A 16,414-nucleotide genomic window follows, 5' to 3' on the forward strand; every position below is an offset into this window, starting at 1 on the left:
ATTGATTAATTAAGCCTTTAGAACCGACTAAAAGAGTAAAAAACAGTAATAGTAAGCTTTTATCGCTGTTCAATCTTTTTAGTCTCTGTTTATAACCAGTAATCTCCGAATCGAAACTTAATTTTCTTGCTATCTTGTAAAATGTGAGTGTATTTTAATACGATTGCGATTGAATCATGGTTAAAATACGGTCAAACCCTATACATTTTTTTGCCAGAGGATTACCCACCGTGAGCATCATCATCGAGCAAGTATCGAAAAAATTCGGCACCTTTACCGCTTTAGACAACATCAACCTAGAGATTAAATCGAATCGTCTGGTGGCACTGCTGGGGCCGTCTGGTTCGGGAAAAACCACCCTCCTGAGAGCGATCGCAGGATTAGAACCCCCCGACACAGGCAAAATTATCATCAACGGCAAAGACACAACCCATTTAAATGTCAGAAAAAGGAATATTGGCTTTGTTTTTCAGCATTATGCGCTTTTTAAACACCTGACGGTGCGTCAGAATATCGCTTTCGGTTTAAATATTCGCAAAGCTGCCCCGGACTACATTCAAAAACGAGTGGACAGTCTCTTGAGTTTAATTCAATTGCAGGGATTAGGCGATCGCTATCCGGCCCAACTATCCGGGGGTCAACGTCAACGGGTTGCCCTGGCCCGGGCTTTAGCGGTAGAACCGGAAGTATTATTATTAGATGAGCCTTTTGGGGCCTTGGATGCCAAAGTTAGAAAAGAGCTGCGGGTTTGGTTGCGACAGTTACACGAGGAAGTCCATGTCACCAGTGTTTTTGTCACCCACGACCAGGAGGAAGCCATGGAAGTGGCCGACGAGATCGTAATTTTCAATGAGGGTAAAATCGAACAGGTGGGGACTCCCGATCAGGTGTACGATCATCCTGCCTCTGCTTTTGTGATGAGTTTTATCGGCCGGGTGAATGTTGTACCACCGACCTCGGCTGCACTGTTCGAGCAGCTTGGGGGGGGTACTAACGGAGTCAAGATTTTTATTCGTCCCCACGACCTAGAAATTCTCTCTTCCCCCAATGGGTCTAGCATTGAGGCAAAAGTCGAGCGCATTATCCATCTGGGTTGGGCCATCGATGTGGAATTAATTCTACCCGATCGCTCTCTCCTGATTGCCCATCTGAATCGAGAACAACTGGATCAATTGCATCTCCAAGTCGGGGAGCAAGTTTATGTTCGTCCTCGGGATGCTCGCGTTTTTGCTTAAAAGTCACCCTTATTGTTAGCACCTGACGGTCGCAGGATGAACGGCGATTATTTCCGGGTAACGGCTAAAATCGTCAACATTAAAGGTCAGAATATGTGTAAGGTCATGAACGCACATGGCTGCTACTAGCTTCGCATCATGTACCTGCACACCCTTAGGAGTCTTATAGACCTCTTGCAAAAGTCTTAAGTCGATCCTTGTACAGCAACATTTTTGAAGATTATCAACTACTAATAAATAATTAACTGAAAGTCCCTCCCATTATTGTTTCTATCGTTTGTTTTCGGATTTATGCAAGAGGTCTTATGCAAATAATACTAAATCCGTTGAGTATAGGCTACTTATAAGCATAGGCACTCATGCAAGAGGCAAGAGGCAAAAGGGGGAATAGATAATCAGTCTTTAGTAACTGGATTTAGTATCAGCTTTTAATATAGCGTTTTTCAGTCTGCTGAGGTACAAAAGTTATGGGTTTTAGGCAAAAGGCAAGAGGCAAAAGGGAAGAAAAACAAGTGTACCTCACTAGCTTAGGAAACGCTATAACTAGATTTAGTATAAGGCCTTTTTGAGTTGTAAATTAAAAGCTACCAACTCCGAACCACAAAAGGGTTCTATCCAGCGATCAAAGTTTTGCTGATCTGCTAAAATTTTGATTGATGATAGCAGTTTAGTTTTGATACCTTGACATTTAATCGGGGGAACAATGACGATTGTTTTCATTAACAACTAATAGAGAATTAAATAAATACACTGGGGGAAACATTGAAAATCTCTCCTAAAATTTTCCCTTGAGCTTTACTAATCGATCGCTTGCCATTAACAATTTCTGAAACCACACCCTTAGAACCAATTTTACCAACTAAATCAGCTTGTTTCATGTTGTTAGCTGACCTTAAGTGTAATAATACTTCCTGCGGTGAAGCTGGTTCGGATTGAGGTTGTTTGGCATCAAAATCCTTAATAATTGTCGCCATTAATTTAACCATCGCGGTTTCTTCTGGTAGTCGATCCTGTTTACTAATTAGATTAATCAGAAGATGACGAGCTTGCTCATATTCTTCCTCATTTTCAATAATCTTGGGTTGAAATTTAGTCAACAGTTGATTATAAATATTTTGGTCAAGTGCTAGGGTCATTGTTTTTAGGGGTTAGACTGAACTTTTTTGGTGTGTTACTGCTTAACTTAAACCAGCGATTTTAACCAACCGTACCAAGCATCTAAACCTTCTCCTGTGGTAGCGGAAACTTGAAAAACTTTCAGATTGGGATTAACCTGATAGGCATAATCTAAACAGCGATCAAGGTTAAAATTAACGTAGGGTAGTAGGTCTATTTTTGTCAAGATCATGACTTGAGAAGCGTGGAACATATAGGGATATTTAATCGGTTTATCTTCTCCTTCGGTGACGGAAAGAATGACGACTTTGGCATTTTCTCCCAAATCAAATAAAGCAGGACAAACTAGATTACCGACATTTTCGATCATGACTAAAGAATTCATCGGTGGATCGAGTTCGATTAATCCTCTCTCTACCATTGATGCTTCTAAATGACAACCTGTTCCAGTGTTAATTTGGATAACCTGACAACCGGTTTCACTAATTTTTTGGGCATCATTGGCAGTTGCTTGATCTCCCTCAATGACACTGATAGGAATAGAGGTTTTTAAATCGGCAATTGTGCGAGTTAACAGGGTAGTTTTTCCCGAACCAGGGGAAGAAACCAGATTAAGGGCAACAGTTTTTCTCCCCTTCAACCAACCGCGATTTTGTGCCGCTAACAGATTATTTTTTGCCAGCAGATTTTGCTCAACTTGGAGAATGTTACCATGAATTTGAGCGTGAATTTCTGCGGGATGAAGGGGATGTTCATGATCGTGATCGTGATGGCTATGACTAATAACAGTACCATCGGCTAAAATATGTTCATGGGTTCCCGTTTGCGGATTAGTTACCGTTACTTCCGAGTTATCAGAACAACCACAGGTTATACACATAAGGATTCTGTCTCCAACGATTTGAGATTTAATTCTTGTCCCTGTAAAATGATTATATTGCGACTACCACATCGATCGCAGATTCCGTAGGGATATTCTAGTTCTAGCTCATTTCCGCAATCTTGGCACTGTCCTAAACCAGAAATTTCCAGAATCTCTAACATTGCCCCCTCTATATTAGTACCTTGACAACAGGTATCAAAACAAAAAGCGATCGATTCTGGCATAATTGCCGTTAGTTTACCAATCTCTAACACCACGCGCTTAACTTTCATTCCTCGGGAATGTTCTAAGGCAAGTTCGATAATATTTTGGGTGATTCCTAGTTCGTGCATTTTCAGTTATCAGTTATCAGTTATCAGTTATCAGGGAAATTTCCACTAAAACCCCAAAACCCCAACTATCTGTTTTTTTACTTTTCACTTTTTCCTTTAAAACTGTCTCCTGTCTAATTAACATATTCTCGGTAATTGTTCACCGACTAACATATCGAGAATCCTTTTAGTGCCGAAAGGGGTTTTTAAGTAAACTAAATTGGGGGGAGAAGCGACGACTTCTCCGATAGAAGCGGCATTTTTACCGTCAGGATGGGAACGCATCACTGCTAAAACGCGATTTTCTGCCTCCGGAGGCACGACAAGGACTAATTTTCCCTCATTTGCCAGATAAAGCGGTTCTAAGCCCAATAATTCGCACATTCCGCGCACTTCTTCCCGGATGGGGATCGCCGTTTCCTGCACCTGTATTCCCACCCCCGAACTTTGGGCGAATTCGTTTAAAACTGTGGCTAATCCGCCTCTAGTGGCATCCCGCATCGCTTTAACTTCCGGGCAAACGGCCAGAATTGCAGAAATTAAATAATTCAGGGCTTGACAATCGCTTTCGATTGTGCATTGCAGGTCTAATTCGCCCCTGGCAATCAGAATGGCGGCGCCGTGATCCCCCAGAAAACCGTTAATCAAAATGCGATCGCCAACTTGTAAATTATTAGCACTGGAATGGATTCGGGCCGGAATTACCCCCACTCCAGAGGTATTAATAAATATTTGATCCCCTTGTCCCCTGGGAACGACTTTTGTATCCCCGGTGACGATTTTTACCGCTGCTTTGTCGGCGGCTATTTTCATGCTGGTAACGATGGTTTTTAGGGTGTCGATAGATAAACCTTCTTCGAGGATAAAACTACAACTGAGATAGAGAGGAATTGCCCCACCGACAGCCAAATCATTAACGGTTCCATTGACTGCTAAACTGCCAATATCACCCCCCGGAAAGAATAGGGGAGAAACCACATAGGAATCGGTGGTAAATGCCAAGCGATCGCCTATTTTAGCTAAATCTTTAATCTCAAATCGGGCTTGATCTTCAAGGGTTGCCAGTAAGTTATTATCGAAGTTATTAACGAATATCTCGTTAATTAAATCCCGCATTGCTTGGCCACCACTGCCATGGGAGAGAGTGATATTTGTGTCGGTAATTTTTGTTTTTTTAAATTTTAAAGAAGCTGAAGGAGTGCTAGTCATAAATTTAAGTACAGCAGTTATCTTGATGGTGAGGTGCGAAGTTGTCGTTTTGTCGAGTCGGTGGTCGATAGCAAATTAGGTTACACTTTATCCTGATGAGAAACACTGTCATAGCTTACTGCTAGATTATCTTAATGGGTTTCTGGTATTTCTCGCACTTTTTCTACAGTTAAGTCCAAGGCTTGAGCAATTTGTTCTACCGTTAAACCTAAAGCCAATAAACGCGGCACAGATTCCAGTTTACCTTCCAGTTTACCTTCCAGTTTACCTTCTTCTCGAACGTCTTGAAAATAACGGGTTTGTTTCAGTTCATCTAAACTAAACATGGCTTCTATCTCCCGGCGACTTAGACGTGGTAATTTATAGATAAGGATCGTTTCTATTAATTGTAGGAAGTTTTGCGGTTGGGTAAATTCAGTTCGCACTCGTTCAATAAGTTGTTTGGCTGTTGCCACTGCTTGATTTTCTTTAGCAATAATTAATTTTATGGTGGCAATACCCAGGGAATCTTGATTAATATCATCTAGTTCATCTAAATAGATTCGCGTCACTCTCCCAGATGTCAATAAGTCTTGATAACGTACAACCTGATCTGATTCTACCCGACGATGGGGATAAATGACCACCCCGCGCCAATCATTGTTAAAAGCAGTTTTACTGAGATATAAGAAGATTTCAGCAAAGAAACGGCCATAAAAATTCTGATCATCTTGAAATTGCACCTCGCAGAAATAAATAGGAATGCTAGGATCGGTAATATTGGGCAAAAATACGCCATCAATACGAAAAGCTAGTTGCTTGATTTCGACGGAATCAAAGCGGTAATTCTCGGCTTCTCCGGGGGAAAGGTTGATTAATTCAAAGAAAATTGACGGATAAGATTGAAAAAGATCATAAAAAATACTGTCGGTTTTCATGCCCGGACTTGTGGTGTAAACTATGCAAAAATATAGAGATAGAGAGTTTTCCTACTAATTAGCCTGATTATAGCAGTTATCTTTGCCAAAACAAATGCTAAAAGCTGGTCTGCAAAAAGCTAATAGCTAAAATAACTGACAACCGATCGAGTCTAAACATCTCCCCCATGTCAGGGCGCTATAGCTGACAGTGAGTCGCTATAATAGAATTCGCCGATCGCTAACTTCTCCCTCGGTAAAATTTCTATGACTGGAAGACTGAACAAGCTACAACAAGATTTAAAGAACATAGAAACGGAAGTGGCAAATTTAGCCGAAAGAATGCGAGAAAAATACCGAATTTATCTTGATTTACTCGGTGAATCTCTCTATAAACAGGCGATCGGGGCAGTGTATTATATCTGTACCCGTTACTATGGGGGGGAATTTCTGGCCCTCTCCCACAGCAATCGTCAGAAACTACAAGAGGAGATCAAAGCTCTAGGACAAGAGGCTAAAGCCAGTTTACAGCAATTGGGCGAGCAGAGCTTCGATCGAGGGGCATTTTCAGGGGTAGGATTCTCTAAAAGTCCAGCAGAGACGAAAAATACCCCAGATTTCTTGAAACTTTTTCTAGACAAACGGGAAAATCTAGCCGCAACTGGAGAGATTAATAACCCCGATATTTTACTCCATTGTTGTCGAGTGCTGGAAAAAAACTGTATCGAGATTCTCAATCATCTCTCTAAACAAATTAATCAGCAACTACAAAAAGCTTATATTCTTCCCCCTCATCTACCCAGTCAAATTATCGATATGGCAATTCAAGCGGGAGAAGAAGGACAATCCCTAGGTGGAGGAAATAATATGTTAAACATTCTAGTGGAAGCTAAAAACCCTGAACCAGAGGAAGAAAAAGATGAAGATGAAGATGATGGGGATGAGCATGATTTTTCAAGTGGCAAAGTCACTAAAGTAACGGCGATTCATCTACGAATGGCTGAACTGGAATTTGCTGATACGCGCTTAAGTGTCGAAAGAAATCAAATTCGCTCCCTTTGGGAACAATTAAATCGTCTAGGGGAACAATATCATCGTATTCGCAAAGAATATACTATCGCTCAAGCGGAAGCGGCATGGCGCAGTAGTTGGTACGATTAATCAGTTATCATCAAACAGGGGTATCAGGGAAGCATAATACCGGGAAATTTGGAGTCAAGAGGCAATTATGAAAGGGGAAATACCCGACTGGGTGAGATTACAAAAAGCCTTATCTGTAGAAGCGGAAAAAGGTTATCCTGATCTTCAGGGAAATCAATACCGTTTTAGCGAGTTTTTGTGTCTTAGTTTCGGGGATAATCCTCCCGTGGGAATTGCCACCAGTGAGAGAAATCGCTGGCGAGAATTAGCCCAAAAATTTGCCCAATATTCCCAATTTAATCCCAGACAAAGACAACAATTAGTCGCCGAAACTCGCAATTTTTTGCAACAATTACGGCAAACTTTAGAAGCAACCCCCACCCCAAAAGAACCAGCTGCGGCGAAAATTATTAATACCACTCCCATCACGGCAAAGGCTAATTCTCCACGGCAAGTCACCCTGGAACAACCCTTGAAATATCTAGCGGAAGTGGGAGAGAGAAAAGCCAGTCTTTTAGAAAGATTAAACCTCCACAAAGTTGAAGATTTATTATATTATTATCCCCGGGATCATGTGGATTACAGTCGTCAAGTCAATATCGCTAATTTAACCGAGGGGGAAACGGTAACTTTAGTGGGGAATGTCAAGCGCTGTAATTGTTTTACTAGCCCCAAAAATACCAAGTTAGCTATCTTTGAATTGCTCTTACAGGATCGCACTGGACAGATAAAATTAAACCGTTTTTATGCGGGAACTCGCTATACTAATCGTGCTTGGCAAGAAGGACAAAAAAAACTCTATCTGGTCGGTTCGGTGGTGGCGGTTAGTGGTTTAGTCAAAGCGGGTAAATATGGGTTAACTTTAGAAAATCCTGAATTTGAATTATTAGACAGTTCTGGGGCAAGTATTGAGTCCTTAAACATCGGGCGTATTCTGCCAGTTTATCCCCTCACCGATGGAGTACCCGCCGACCTAATTAGAAAGGCTGTAGTCGCCGCTTTTGGGGCAGTAGAGGCGATAAAAGATCCCTTGCCTTTCGGTCTAAGAAAACAATACGGATTAATCGATTTAAAAACAGCAATTACTAACATTCATTTCCCTAATAATGCCGAGATTCTAAGTCAAGCGCGACGGCGATTAGTCTTTGATGAATTCTTCTTTTTACAATTGGGTTTTCTGCGGCGGCGGCAACAGTATCGTCAGACACAGAAAAGTGCTGTGTTTAGTGCTAAGGGTCAATTAATTGATCGATTTAATCAGATAATTCCCTTTCAATTAACTAATGCTCAAAAACGAGTTATTGAAGAAATTTTAGAGGATTTAGATTCTAGCACCCCGATGAATCGTCTTGTGCAGGGGGATGTGGGTTCTGGCAAAACAATTGTCGGAGTTTATGCTATTTTAGCAGCCCTACAATCTGGTTATCAAGCGGCATTAATGGCTCCCACGGAAGTTTTAGCAGAACAACATTATCGTAAGTTAGTTAGCTGGTTTAATCTCTTACATTTACCCGTAGAATTATTAACTGGTTCCACAAAAACCGCTAAACGGCGAGAAATTCACGCCCAATTAGAGACAGGAGAATTACCACTTTTAGTGGGAACTCATGCCCTAATTCAAGATGCAGTTAATTTCCGCAAATTAGGTTTAGTTGTTATTGATGAACAGCATCGCTTTGGGGTACAACAAAGGGCAAGATTATTAAGCAAAGGAGAGTCTCCCCACGTTTTAACCATGACAGCAACACCGATTCCCCGTACTTTAGCTTTAACCCTGCATGGGGATTTGGATGTGAGTCAAATTGACGAATTACCCCCCGGCAGACAACCGATTCAAACCACCGCTTTAAATGGGAATCAAAGAAGGGCTGCCTATGATTTAATTCGCCGTGAAATTGCTCAAGGCAGACAAGCTTATGTGATTTTTCCCTTGATTGAAGAATCGGAAAAATTAGATGTGAGGGCTGCGGTGGAAGAATATCAAAATTTATCAGAAAAGATTTTTCCCAATTTTAATATCGGTTTACTCCATGGTCGCATGAGTTCCGCCGAAAAAGAGGAAATCTTAACAGCTTTTCGCGATAATATTCTGCAAATTATTGTCTCAACTACGGTTATTGAAGTGGGGGTGGATGTTCCCAATGCCACGGTGATGTTAATTGAAAATGCCGAACGTTTTGGCCTTTCACAATTGCATCAATTACGGGGGCGCGTGGGCAGAGGTTCCCATCAATCCTACTGTTTACTTTTAAGTGGGACTAATAGTGCTAATTCCCGTCAAAGATTGACGGTTTTGGAACAATCCCAAGACGGCTTTTTTATCTCGGAAATGGATATGCGATTTCGCGGTCCGGGGGAAGTTTTAGGACAACGACAATCGGGTTTACCAGATTTTGCCCTCGCTAGTTTAGTCGAGGATCAAGAGGTGTTAGTTTTGGCAAGAGATGCCGCCGAAAAAATTATGTTAGATGATCCCCATTTAATCACTTTGCCCAATTTGAAACAAGCCTTAGAAGCTAAATATCAACGGATGTTGGGAGCGGATATTTTAACTTGATTTAGGGAATTATGAATTATGAATTATGAATTATGAATTATGAATTATGAATTGTGAATTATGAATTATGAATTGTGAATTATGAATTGGGGAGTGAGGGGAGAAGGGAGAAGCAAATGGGGAGAATACATAAAAGCTGTCTCCTGTCTCCTGACGACTGACGACTGACGACTGACGACTGACGGCTGATAGCTAAAATAACTGATAACTGATAACTGATTCAATTAACCAAATTTAATCATTTCTCGCCCTGCCATCACCGGTAATTCCCCTTTTAAAATCGGAATCAATGTCTCGCGAATTCTGTCGGCATCGGGGGGACAACCCGGCATAAAAATATCGATGGGAATGACTTGATGGACGGGCAGCACTTGATCTAATAATTCGGGAACGATACCGGGTTCTTCTGGTAGTTGAGGTGTGTTATCTCCTAACTCTAAATAAGCCCTTTTTAGCACGGGATCGGCAGTTCCTAACATATTCCGCATAGCGGGAACGTTAGCAGTCACGGCGCAATCACCAAAAGAAACGACGGTTTTGGTATTTTGACGGACTAGATGAATTAGTTCTAAATTATCCTGATTAGCGATCGCTCCTTCCACTAAACAGACATCGACATTTTCCGGATAGGTTTTCAGATCGCAGCCGACGGGACTATACACCACGTCAACTTTTTCGGCTAATTCTAACAGCCATTCGTCCAAATCGAGGAAGGACATATGGCATCCCGAACAACCAGCTAACCAGACAGTAGCGAAGCGAATTTTACTCATAATTTTAATTCCTTGTTTGTTAGGTTTTGGCAATAGTGATTACTAGCTAATAGAAAAGCGGCTGTTTACCGAGGGGCGGGTTTTTGCCTGTCTCGACAAGTTCCTGATTATCTGCAATTAAAGAAAAAAGATCGATCCCCTTCCATTCTTGCAAAAATTCACAGATTAGCTGTGGTGTCCAATTTTCACCTCTAAAAAACTTAAAATTTTTCGTGTGGACATTGAGAAAAAAATGCAAGATATTACATTGATCCTGCGCCCCGAAAATAGTCCCCTTGACTGTCCAATTATCCACACTACTGGCGTAATCCTCGATCGCCCGATCTGCCGCCGCCACACGCTCTCGATATTGATCACAGAATTGGCGAAGCATCTGGGGAAATCGCCCAACTTCGGCGAAAAGTTCGATCGCGGACCAAGCTAAATTGGTTGGTTGAGATTGATAATCCAGCAGGGATAGACAGCGATCCAAGGCTTGCAGAAAGATCTGTTCGAGATTTGTATCATTCATAACATTATTGATTCCCTTGACGCAGTAGGACAGACCAACCATATTGAGCTTGAGCGATTTCGTGAGCAGAAGGCTGATTCATACCCTGATTAATCACTAAATCCGATTCTAAGATTTCGTGTTGTAGAAAGACGCTATCGATCGCCGTTCCCTGTCCTCGCGCCATCCTCAACCAAGCCTTTGCCATATCAATACTAGGCCAAAATTCATACTGACTGACACCGCCACCGAAAGCGTAGTCCTTTGCTCGTTGAGTTTCCCGAGCAGAAATACCGCAGTAATCGGAAATCAAGCGAATATCTTCATTCATCCCCATAATCTCGTCATACAGAGCCATTTCCGCCCGCAGATACTTGGCATAAATACCTAGATGTCCCCAACGAGCGTTTTGAGAATCTACCATTTTTCGCTAACGCGTCCATTGGTGTTCAGTCCTGGCGTTAACTAAAAATTCCAACTTCGATCGATCTTCCTCTTTTTCGGAAACGGCGGAACCCTTGCGGAATATGGCCCCCGTTGGACAAGCGGCAACACATTTGCCGCAGGAAGTACAGGCGGAAACGCTGCCCCAAGGCTGATCCATTCCCGCAATAATTTTATCTTTTTCGCCGCGATAAGCCAGATCCCAAACGTGCGCCCCTTCAATTTCATCACAGACTCGCACACAACGGGTACAGAGAACACAACGATTATGATCGATACCAAAAAGATGATGGGAAATATCGACTTCTCGCTTGGGAAAACGGTAGGGAAAACGACTATGATCCATACCCACTTCGATGGCTAAATCTTGTAATTCACAGTTACCATTAGCCACACAAACCGCACAAACGTGATTGCCTTCAGCGAATAATAATTCCACCGTCATGCGGCGATATTCTTTCAGTTTTGGGGTATCGGTATGGACCACCATTCCTTCCGCCACTTCCGTTACACAGGCGGGTAATAATTTATTAATACCTTCAACTTCTACCAAACATAAGCGACAGGCGGCCACTTCAGAAACCCCATCGAGATGACAGAGAGCGGGAATTTTTATTCCTACCTGACTAGCGGCTGCGAGAACTCGCGAACCCGCTTCGATCGCTACATCTTTACCATCAATGCTTAAAGTGATTACGGACATAAAAATTATTCTCCTTGAGGATAATATCCCTCTCCTTCCCATAGGCCACGGTTTGTGGCCAAGGGTGGGATTTTTACAGAAAGTTTTAACCTAGACAATCGGCTAAGTCTTTTGCGGGGGTAGTAATCGGCTGCAGGTGATAGGTATCGGAGAGGAATTTGAGGACGTTGGGGGAGATAAATGCCGGTAAAGTTGGTCCCAGACGGATATTTTGCATCCCTAGATGTAGCAGGGTGAGCAGTACAGCGATCGCTTTTTGTTCGTACCAAGAGATAATTAGGGAGAGGGGAATCTCGTTGACGCTAACGTTAAAAGCGTTGGCTAATCCTAGGGCGATTTTGATGGCACTATAGGCATCGTTACATTGTCCCACGTCCATCAGCCGGGGTAATCCTTCGATGCTACCTAATTGTTTGTCGAAAAAGCGGAATTTTCCACAGGCAAGGGTTAAAACGATGCAATCTTCGGGGACTTGTTCCACAAATTCGGTGTAGTAATTGCGATCGGGTTTTGCCCCATCGCAGCCCCCAACTAGGAAGAAGTGACGGATTTTACCCTGTTTAAGGGCATTAACCACCGTATCAGCGACACTGAGGACAGTATTGTGGGCAAATCCTACCATTACCTGCCGAGGTTCGCTTATTTCAGTAAATCCGGGCAATGACTGCGCTTTAGCAATCACGGGACTAAAATCGATCGCACCGTCCACTGTTTCTAAGCGGTTAATATGGGCATAACCCACAGGTCCGAGGGTAAAGAGTTTACTTTCATAGTTTTCGTGGGGGGGCATGAGACAATTAGTAGTTAAAACTATTGCCCCCGGAAACTTAGCAAATTCTTTAGTTTGATTTTGCCAGGCGGTGCCATAATGACCGTAGAGATGGGGATATTTTTCTTTTAGTTTTGGATAACCGTGGGCGGGTAATAATTCTCCGTGGGTGTAGACTGTTATCCCAGTATTGGCAGTTTGTGCCAGTAAAGCCGCTAATTGTTTAATATCATGGCCGGAGACTAAAATGGCTTTACCTAGACGCGGATTTAAGGGAACATTTGTCGGTATGGGATGACCGTAGGTTTCGGTATGACCTTGATCTAATAATTCCATGGCTCGCAGGTTTGCTGCCCCAACTTTTAGACAGATTGCCACCCAATCATTCAGGTTTAAATCACTGCGATCAATTGCCGCTAAAGTCTCTTGGATAACCTGATAAACTGAGTCATCCTCTTGACCTAATTCCTGAGCGTGGAAAGTATAGGAAGCAAGACCTTTAACTCCGTAGATAGCGGTTAACTTTAGGGAAAAAATATCGAGGTCTTGTACTTTTTGAATTAGTTCTAAGGATACTTCTTGACCTTGGCTGACTAGGCTCTCATTAAAATTAGGCTGATAGTTAGCAAGTGCAGACCAGTCCAGCGATCCCAATTGTGCTTTTAAATTTTCCCGAATCTCTAAACAACGCTGAATATAATCGGTAAAACGTCTTTGATCGAAGTTCACATTGGTCATGGTGGCGAAAAGCGACTCGCAGGTAAAAATATCGGCTTCGCGAGTAGATATTGCCGCTTCTTTGGCTTTTAAAACCACCGATGCTAATCCCCGCAGACAATAAACTAATAAGTCTTGAACGGCGTTGACTTCGGGACTTTTTCCACAGGCTCCCCACTGATGACAACCATTACCACTAGCGGTTTGTTCGCATTGTTCACAAAACATAAGGTTTCTCTCTTTTTTTCAGTAGATTGACAGATTGTTGCGATTTTTTTCTACTAAATTTAATTCTGCTTTTTTGAAAGTTAGTTATCGGCCCTCACCCGGCAGGAATTATGGATTTTACGACTGGAAAGCTTGTCTTGACAGCCTCTACTCTCTGAACTATGTTTTTATTCTCTCACTTTTTTTGCCAGTTGGGTTCTGATTTTAGATTTCCTCAAGAATTACTGATTAAACAATTATTTAGTTGTCTTATTAAATTAAGTATTTTTTGTGATTTTTATGATATAATGAGCGAAATTTTCGATTTTTAGGTGGGTATTTGCCAGTGTCATAGCAATCGGTCTCCTGATTAGGATAGAAAGTTGGAACTTAAGAGTTATTATCGCCTAACTGTGATGATGGGATTGCTTTCGACATAGATAGTTATCTCTTTTTTTATTTACTTAACTTAACCGATTATCTCGCCGAATCTGCTCAAAATCTTTATCTGTTTTTGCCAGATCCTGATATTTGACATCAAGACTGATGAACGATTTATTTTATTAGTGGTATTCCGATATCTTTGCAGATTTTATTAGCGAGAATATCCCTAATTTCCGTATGTCTTGGAATCGCAGATCTTTTATTTAATTGGGGGTTAAACCACCAAGAATGGCTAGGACTTGCTGAAAAAGTACGGGCGAAGCATTCGGATAGAAAATCTACGGTTTCACCGATAGGTTATTGTCCGAATGCTTCGCCCCTACAGGACGCGGGCCGATGAAGACGCAAGGTTTTGAACGACGATTCTCTCAAAATCTTGCACCTGTGAGAGCAAAACAGAACCCTAAAACCCTTACCTCGTCTATATTTCACATTTATTCAGCAAGCCCTATCTACCAATCTATCTGAACAGGATATTTTGCTAATATTGAATCATGGCTAATCAGTCTAGCATTTTCAAGATTAGCTTGAGCAACTAACAAGCGGTCAAATGGATCTTTATGGATGTTAGGTAAAGTATTTAAAGCTAAAACATGGCTGACTGTAATTGATAAAAGGCCAATTTGGTTAGTTTCCTGCTGAGTATTAATCATTTCTGCTAAAGGTATCTTGAGTGATAGTTTACCTAGTTGTAGTTTGATTTGCATTTCCCAAATACTTGTAATACTAAGTAATAGCGTATTACTAGGATCTCTACACAGTTCTAAAGCTCTTTGAGAGAGTTTTTCTGGTTCGCTATCCCACCAAATAAATGTATGGGTATCTAAAAGAAATTTCATGATTCACCTGTCCAAAATTCTTCAGGAAGTGGCTCATCAAAATCTTCGCTAGTCCCAATTTTTCCAGCGTGTAGTCCTGGTTGTCGTAACTTAGGAGAAGGAGTTTCAGACGTTGTTTTTTCAGTATCTCCCCAAGGAATTAGACGAGCTACAGGCTTGTTTCCTTCGGTTATAATAATTTCAGTATCTACCTTTATTAAGGCAAGTAGTTCTTGTAAAGTTAACTGTACTTGATTGAGATCAATAGTTTTGTTTGACATGAATAATTTTCTCTCTTTATTTACTTCACAAAATAAAACAGGATTCAGTGATAACTGCCTCACAAGTTAATAAAGGTTTGGCAACTTTTTCCCATTGCTGAATTGCCCAATTGTGATAATTATCACTCCGGTATGTCTTGGAATCGCAGATCTTTTATTTAATTGGGGGTTAAACCACCAAGAATGGCTAGGACTTGCTGAAAAAGTACGGGCGAAGCATTCGGGCAATAACTTATCGCTGAAACCGTAGATTTCCTATCCGAATGCTTCGCCCCTACAGGACGTGATCGATAAACTGTTTACGTTTCATACAACAATTTTCTCTTCTTGGTAGTTTCCCCTAGTAGCGGCAATTGCTTCCTGTTTATTCAATTCTAATGCTTCACTAAGAGTAATTTTTAGGCTTTCTAATAACTGATCACGAGATGCTTCTTGACAGTTAACTCCCGGAATTTCTTCTATCCAACCAATCCACCAATCTCCGTCTGGCTGAATGATAGCTGTGTAGGTATTAGTCATAGAATATCTCCTTAGCTAAAATACAAATATATATTATTATACTCGATTTAGCAATCTCTGAAACCGCTCATCTCCCCGAATCTGCTCGAAATCTTGCTCCGTTTTCGCCATATCCTGATATTTGACATCAAGATTGATGGCGCGTTGTAAGTTTTCGATAGCTAATTCTACATTGTTTTGTAAGCCATAACAGCAAGCTTTATTGTAGTAAGCATTAGCATAATTTGAATTAATTTTAATAGCACGATCACAAGATTCTAATGCATCTTTATATCGTCCCATACAAGTTAAAACATATCCTCGATTATCCCAAGCTTCATGCTTATCGGGTTTAATTTCTAAAGCTTGATCGTAGGATGCGATCGCTTGTTCATACCTTCCTAAATTACCTAACGCATTCCCTCGGTTGTACGAAGCTTCATGCTTATCGGGTTTAATTTCTAAAGCTCGATCCCAGGATGCGATCGCTTTTTCATACTTTCCTAAGTTATCTAACGCAACCCCTCGGTTGTACCAAGCTTCATGGTAATCGGGTTTAATTTCTAAAGCTTGATCGTAGGATGCGATCGCTTCTTCATACCTTCCTAAGTCATCTAACGCATTCCCTCGGTTGTACCAAGCTTCATGGTAATCGGGTTTAATTTCTAAAGCTTGATCGTAGGATGCGATCGCTTGTTCATACCTTCCTAAATTACCTAACGCAACCCCTCGGTTGTACCAAGCTTCATGGAAATCGGGTTTAATTTCTAAAGCTCGATCGTAGGATGCGATCGCTTCTTCATACCTTCCTAAGTTATCTAACGCATTCCCTCGGTTGTACCAAGCTTCATGCTTATCGGGTTTAATTTCTAAAGCTCGATCCCAGGATGCGATCGCTTCTTCATACCTTCCTAAGTTATCTA

Annotated in this window: 18 protein-coding genes; 3 read left to right on the forward strand and 15 right to left on the reverse strand. The window is 41.5% G+C overall.

All coding sequences use genetic code 11. The features are described 5' to 3' along the window. The first annotated feature begins 230 nt into the window (after positions 1 to 230). The gene (locus IM473_RS20770) at positions 231 to 1,235 is read left to right on the forward strand and encodes a sulfate/molybdate ABC transporter ATP-binding protein (RefSeq protein ID WP_287660388.1); all 1,005 of its coding nucleotides are present in this window, start codon (positions 231 to 233) and stop codon (positions 1,233 to 1,235) included. A 549-nt stretch (positions 1,236 to 1,784) separates the two neighbouring features. Here IM473_RS20770 and IM473_RS20775 read toward each other — a convergent pair. The 6 genes from IM473_RS20775 to IM473_RS20800 all read right to left on the reverse strand — a co-directional run bounded on the left by IM473_RS20775 (position 1,785) and on the right by IM473_RS20800 (position 5,671). Continuing rightward, positions 1,785 to 1,955 carry a DNA adenine methylase gene (locus IM473_RS20775; RefSeq protein ID WP_287660389.1) on the reverse strand — a complete coding sequence of 57 codons (171 nt, stop codon included), beginning with the start codon at positions 1,953 to 1,955 and terminating at the stop codon, positions 1,785 to 1,787. A gap of 17 nt (positions 1,956 to 1,972) precedes the next feature. After that, entirely contained in the window at positions 1,973 to 2,371 is a 399-nt protein-coding gene (locus IM473_RS20780; RefSeq protein WP_287660390.1) for a helix-turn-helix domain-containing protein, read from the reverse strand. A gap of 47 nt (positions 2,372 to 2,418) precedes the next feature. After that, positions 2,419 to 3,231: a hydrogenase nickel incorporation protein HypB gene (hypB, locus tag IM473_RS20785; protein ID WP_287660392.1), complete on the reverse strand. Its 813-nt coding sequence runs from the start codon at positions 3,229 to 3,231 to the stop codon at positions 2,419 to 2,421. Next, positions 3,222 to 3,566 carry a hydrogenase maturation nickel metallochaperone HypA/HybF gene (locus IM473_RS20790; RefSeq protein ID WP_002732104.1) on the reverse strand — a complete coding sequence of 115 codons (345 nt, stop codon included), beginning with the start codon at positions 3,564 to 3,566 and terminating at the stop codon, positions 3,222 to 3,224. The genes hypB and IM473_RS20790 overlap by 10 nt, the downstream gene beginning before the upstream one ends. A 117-nt stretch (positions 3,567 to 3,683) precedes the next feature. Next, positions 3,684 to 4,754 carry a hydrogenase expression/formation protein HypE gene (gene hypE, locus IM473_RS20795; RefSeq protein WP_287660393.1) on the reverse strand — a complete coding sequence of 357 codons (1,071 nt, stop codon included), beginning with the start codon at positions 4,752 to 4,754 and terminating at the stop codon, positions 3,684 to 3,686. A gap of 131 nt (positions 4,755 to 4,885) precedes the next feature. After that, on the reverse strand, positions 4,886 to 5,671 hold the full coding sequence (locus IM473_RS20800) for an Rpn family recombination-promoting nuclease/putative transposase (RefSeq protein ID WP_287660394.1): 786 nt from the start codon (positions 5,669 to 5,671) through the stop codon (positions 4,886 to 4,888). 246 nt (positions 5,672 to 5,917) lie between these two features. Here IM473_RS20800 and IM473_RS20805 point away from each other — a divergent pair, with 246 nt between their 5' ends. Beyond that, on the forward strand, positions 5,918 to 6,811 hold the full coding sequence (locus tag IM473_RS20805) for a hypothetical protein (RefSeq protein WP_287660395.1): 894 nt from the start codon (positions 5,918 to 5,920) through the stop codon (positions 6,809 to 6,811). Positions 6,812 to 6,878: 67 nt separating this feature from the next. After that, positions 6,879 to 9,347: an ATP-dependent DNA helicase RecG gene (gene recG / locus IM473_RS20810; protein WP_287660396.1), complete on the forward strand. Its 2,469-nt coding sequence runs from the start codon at positions 6,879 to 6,881 to the stop codon at positions 9,345 to 9,347. A 224-nt stretch (positions 9,348 to 9,571) separates the two neighbouring features. On the opposite strand, the gene IM473_RS20815 is transcribed toward recG, so the two are convergent. The 9 genes from IM473_RS20815 to IM473_RS20855 form a co-directional block, all read right to left on the reverse strand. Then, on the reverse strand, positions 9,572 to 10,120 hold the full coding sequence (locus tag IM473_RS20815) for an NADH-quinone oxidoreductase subunit B family protein (protein WP_002740992.1): 549 nt from the start codon (positions 10,118 to 10,120) through the stop codon (positions 9,572 to 9,574). Between the two features lie 46 nt (positions 10,121 to 10,166). Then, positions 10,167 to 10,631, reverse strand: a complete 465-nt coding sequence (locus tag IM473_RS20820; RefSeq protein ID WP_228009545.1) for a hypothetical protein — start codon at positions 10,629 to 10,631, stop codon at positions 10,167 to 10,169. Positions 10,632 to 10,635: 4 nt separating this feature from the next. Beyond that, entirely contained in the window at positions 10,636 to 11,034 is a 399-nt protein-coding gene (locus IM473_RS20825) for a hypothetical protein (protein ID WP_287660397.1), read from the reverse strand. 6 nt (positions 11,035 to 11,040) lie between these two features. Next, a complete protein-coding gene (hoxU, locus tag IM473_RS20830; RefSeq protein WP_061430651.1) occupies positions 11,041 to 11,757 on the reverse strand; it encodes a bidirectional hydrogenase complex protein HoxU in 717 nt (238 codons plus the stop codon). Between the two features lie 85 nt (positions 11,758 to 11,842). Beyond that, on the reverse strand, positions 11,843 to 13,471 hold the full coding sequence (gene hcp / locus IM473_RS20835) for a hydroxylamine reductase (protein ID WP_287660398.1): 1,629 nt from the start codon (positions 13,469 to 13,471) through the stop codon (positions 11,843 to 11,845). Positions 13,472 to 14,346: 875 nt separating this feature from the next. Next, the gene (locus tag IM473_RS20840; protein ID WP_002734288.1) at positions 14,347 to 14,733 is read right to left on the reverse strand and encodes a type II toxin-antitoxin system VapC family toxin; all 387 of its coding nucleotides are present in this window, start codon (positions 14,731 to 14,733) and stop codon (positions 14,347 to 14,349) included. Continuing rightward, positions 14,730 to 14,993 (reverse strand): type II toxin-antitoxin system Phd/YefM family antitoxin, encoded by a 264-nt coding sequence (locus IM473_RS20845; protein WP_002796475.1) that lies wholly within the window; start codon positions 14,991 to 14,993, stop codon positions 14,730 to 14,732. The genes IM473_RS20840 and IM473_RS20845 overlap by 4 nt, the downstream gene beginning before the upstream one ends. A 306-nt stretch (positions 14,994 to 15,299) precedes the next feature. After that, on the reverse strand, positions 15,300 to 15,512 hold the full coding sequence (locus IM473_RS20850; protein WP_002752676.1) for a hypothetical protein: 213 nt from the start codon (positions 15,510 to 15,512) through the stop codon (positions 15,300 to 15,302). A gap of 36 nt (positions 15,513 to 15,548) precedes the next feature. Beyond that, the coding region (locus IM473_RS20855; RefSeq protein WP_287660399.1) for a tetratricopeptide repeat protein at positions 15,549 to 16,414 on the reverse strand (866 nt) is incomplete at its 5' end.

The sequence above is a fragment of the Microcystis sp. M015S2 genome (genome assembly GCF_020245945.1).
Taxonomy (GTDB): Bacteria; Cyanobacteriota; Cyanobacteriia; order Cyanobacteriales; family Microcystaceae; genus Microcystis.

Coding starts and splice junctions, on each gene's coding strand:
- hcp (WP_287660398.1), bottom strand. CDS start 13,471: ATGTTTTGTGAACAATGCGAACAAACCGCTAGTGGTAATGGTTGTCAT.
- hypB (WP_287660392.1), bottom strand. CDS start 3,231: ATGTGTATAACCTGTGGTTGTTCTGATAACTCGGAAGTAACGGTAACT.
- IM473_RS20850 (WP_002752676.1), bottom strand. CDS start 15,512: ATGACTAATACCTACACAGCTATCATTCAGCCAGACGGAGATTGGTGG.
- IM473_RS20840 (WP_002734288.1), bottom strand. CDS start 14,733: ATGAAATTTCTTTTAGATACCCATACATTTATTTGGTGGGATAGCGAA.
- IM473_RS20780 (WP_287660390.1), bottom strand. CDS start 2,371: ATGACCCTAGCACTTGACCAAAATATTTATAATCAACTGTTGACTAAA.
- IM473_RS20820 (WP_228009545.1), bottom strand. CDS start 10,631: ATGAATGATACAAATCTCGAACAGATCTTTCTGCAAGCCTTGGATCGC.
- IM473_RS20800 (WP_287660394.1), bottom strand. CDS start 5,671: ATGAAAACCGACAGTATTTTTTATGATCTTTTTCAATCTTATCCGTCA.
- IM473_RS20790 (WP_002732104.1), bottom strand. CDS start 3,566: ATGCACGAACTAGGAATCACCCAAAATATTATCGAACTTGCCTTAGAA.
- IM473_RS20805 (WP_287660395.1), top strand. CDS start 5,918: ATGACTGGAAGACTGAACAAGCTACAACAAGATTTAAAGAACATAGAA.
- IM473_RS20845 (WP_002796475.1), bottom strand. CDS start 14,993: ATGTCAAACAAAACTATTGATCTCAATCAAGTACAGTTAACTTTACAA.
- hoxU (WP_061430651.1), bottom strand. CDS start 11,757: ATGTCCGTAATCACTTTAAGCATTGATGGTAAAGATGTAGCGATCGAA.
- IM473_RS20825 (WP_287660397.1), bottom strand. CDS start 11,034: ATGGTAGATTCTCAAAACGCTCGTTGGGGACATCTAGGTATTTATGCC.
- IM473_RS20775 (WP_287660389.1), bottom strand. CDS start 1,955: ATGAAAACAATCGTCATTGTTCCCCCGATTAAATGTCAAGGTATCAAA.
- recG (WP_287660396.1), top strand. CDS start 6,879: ATGAAAGGGGAAATACCCGACTGGGTGAGATTACAAAAAGCCTTATCT.
- hypE (WP_287660393.1), bottom strand. CDS start 4,754: ATGACTAGCACTCCTTCAGCTTCTTTAAAATTTAAAAAAACAAAAATT.
- IM473_RS20815 (WP_002740992.1), bottom strand. CDS start 10,120: ATGAGTAAAATTCGCTTCGCTACTGTCTGGTTAGCTGGTTGTTCGGGA.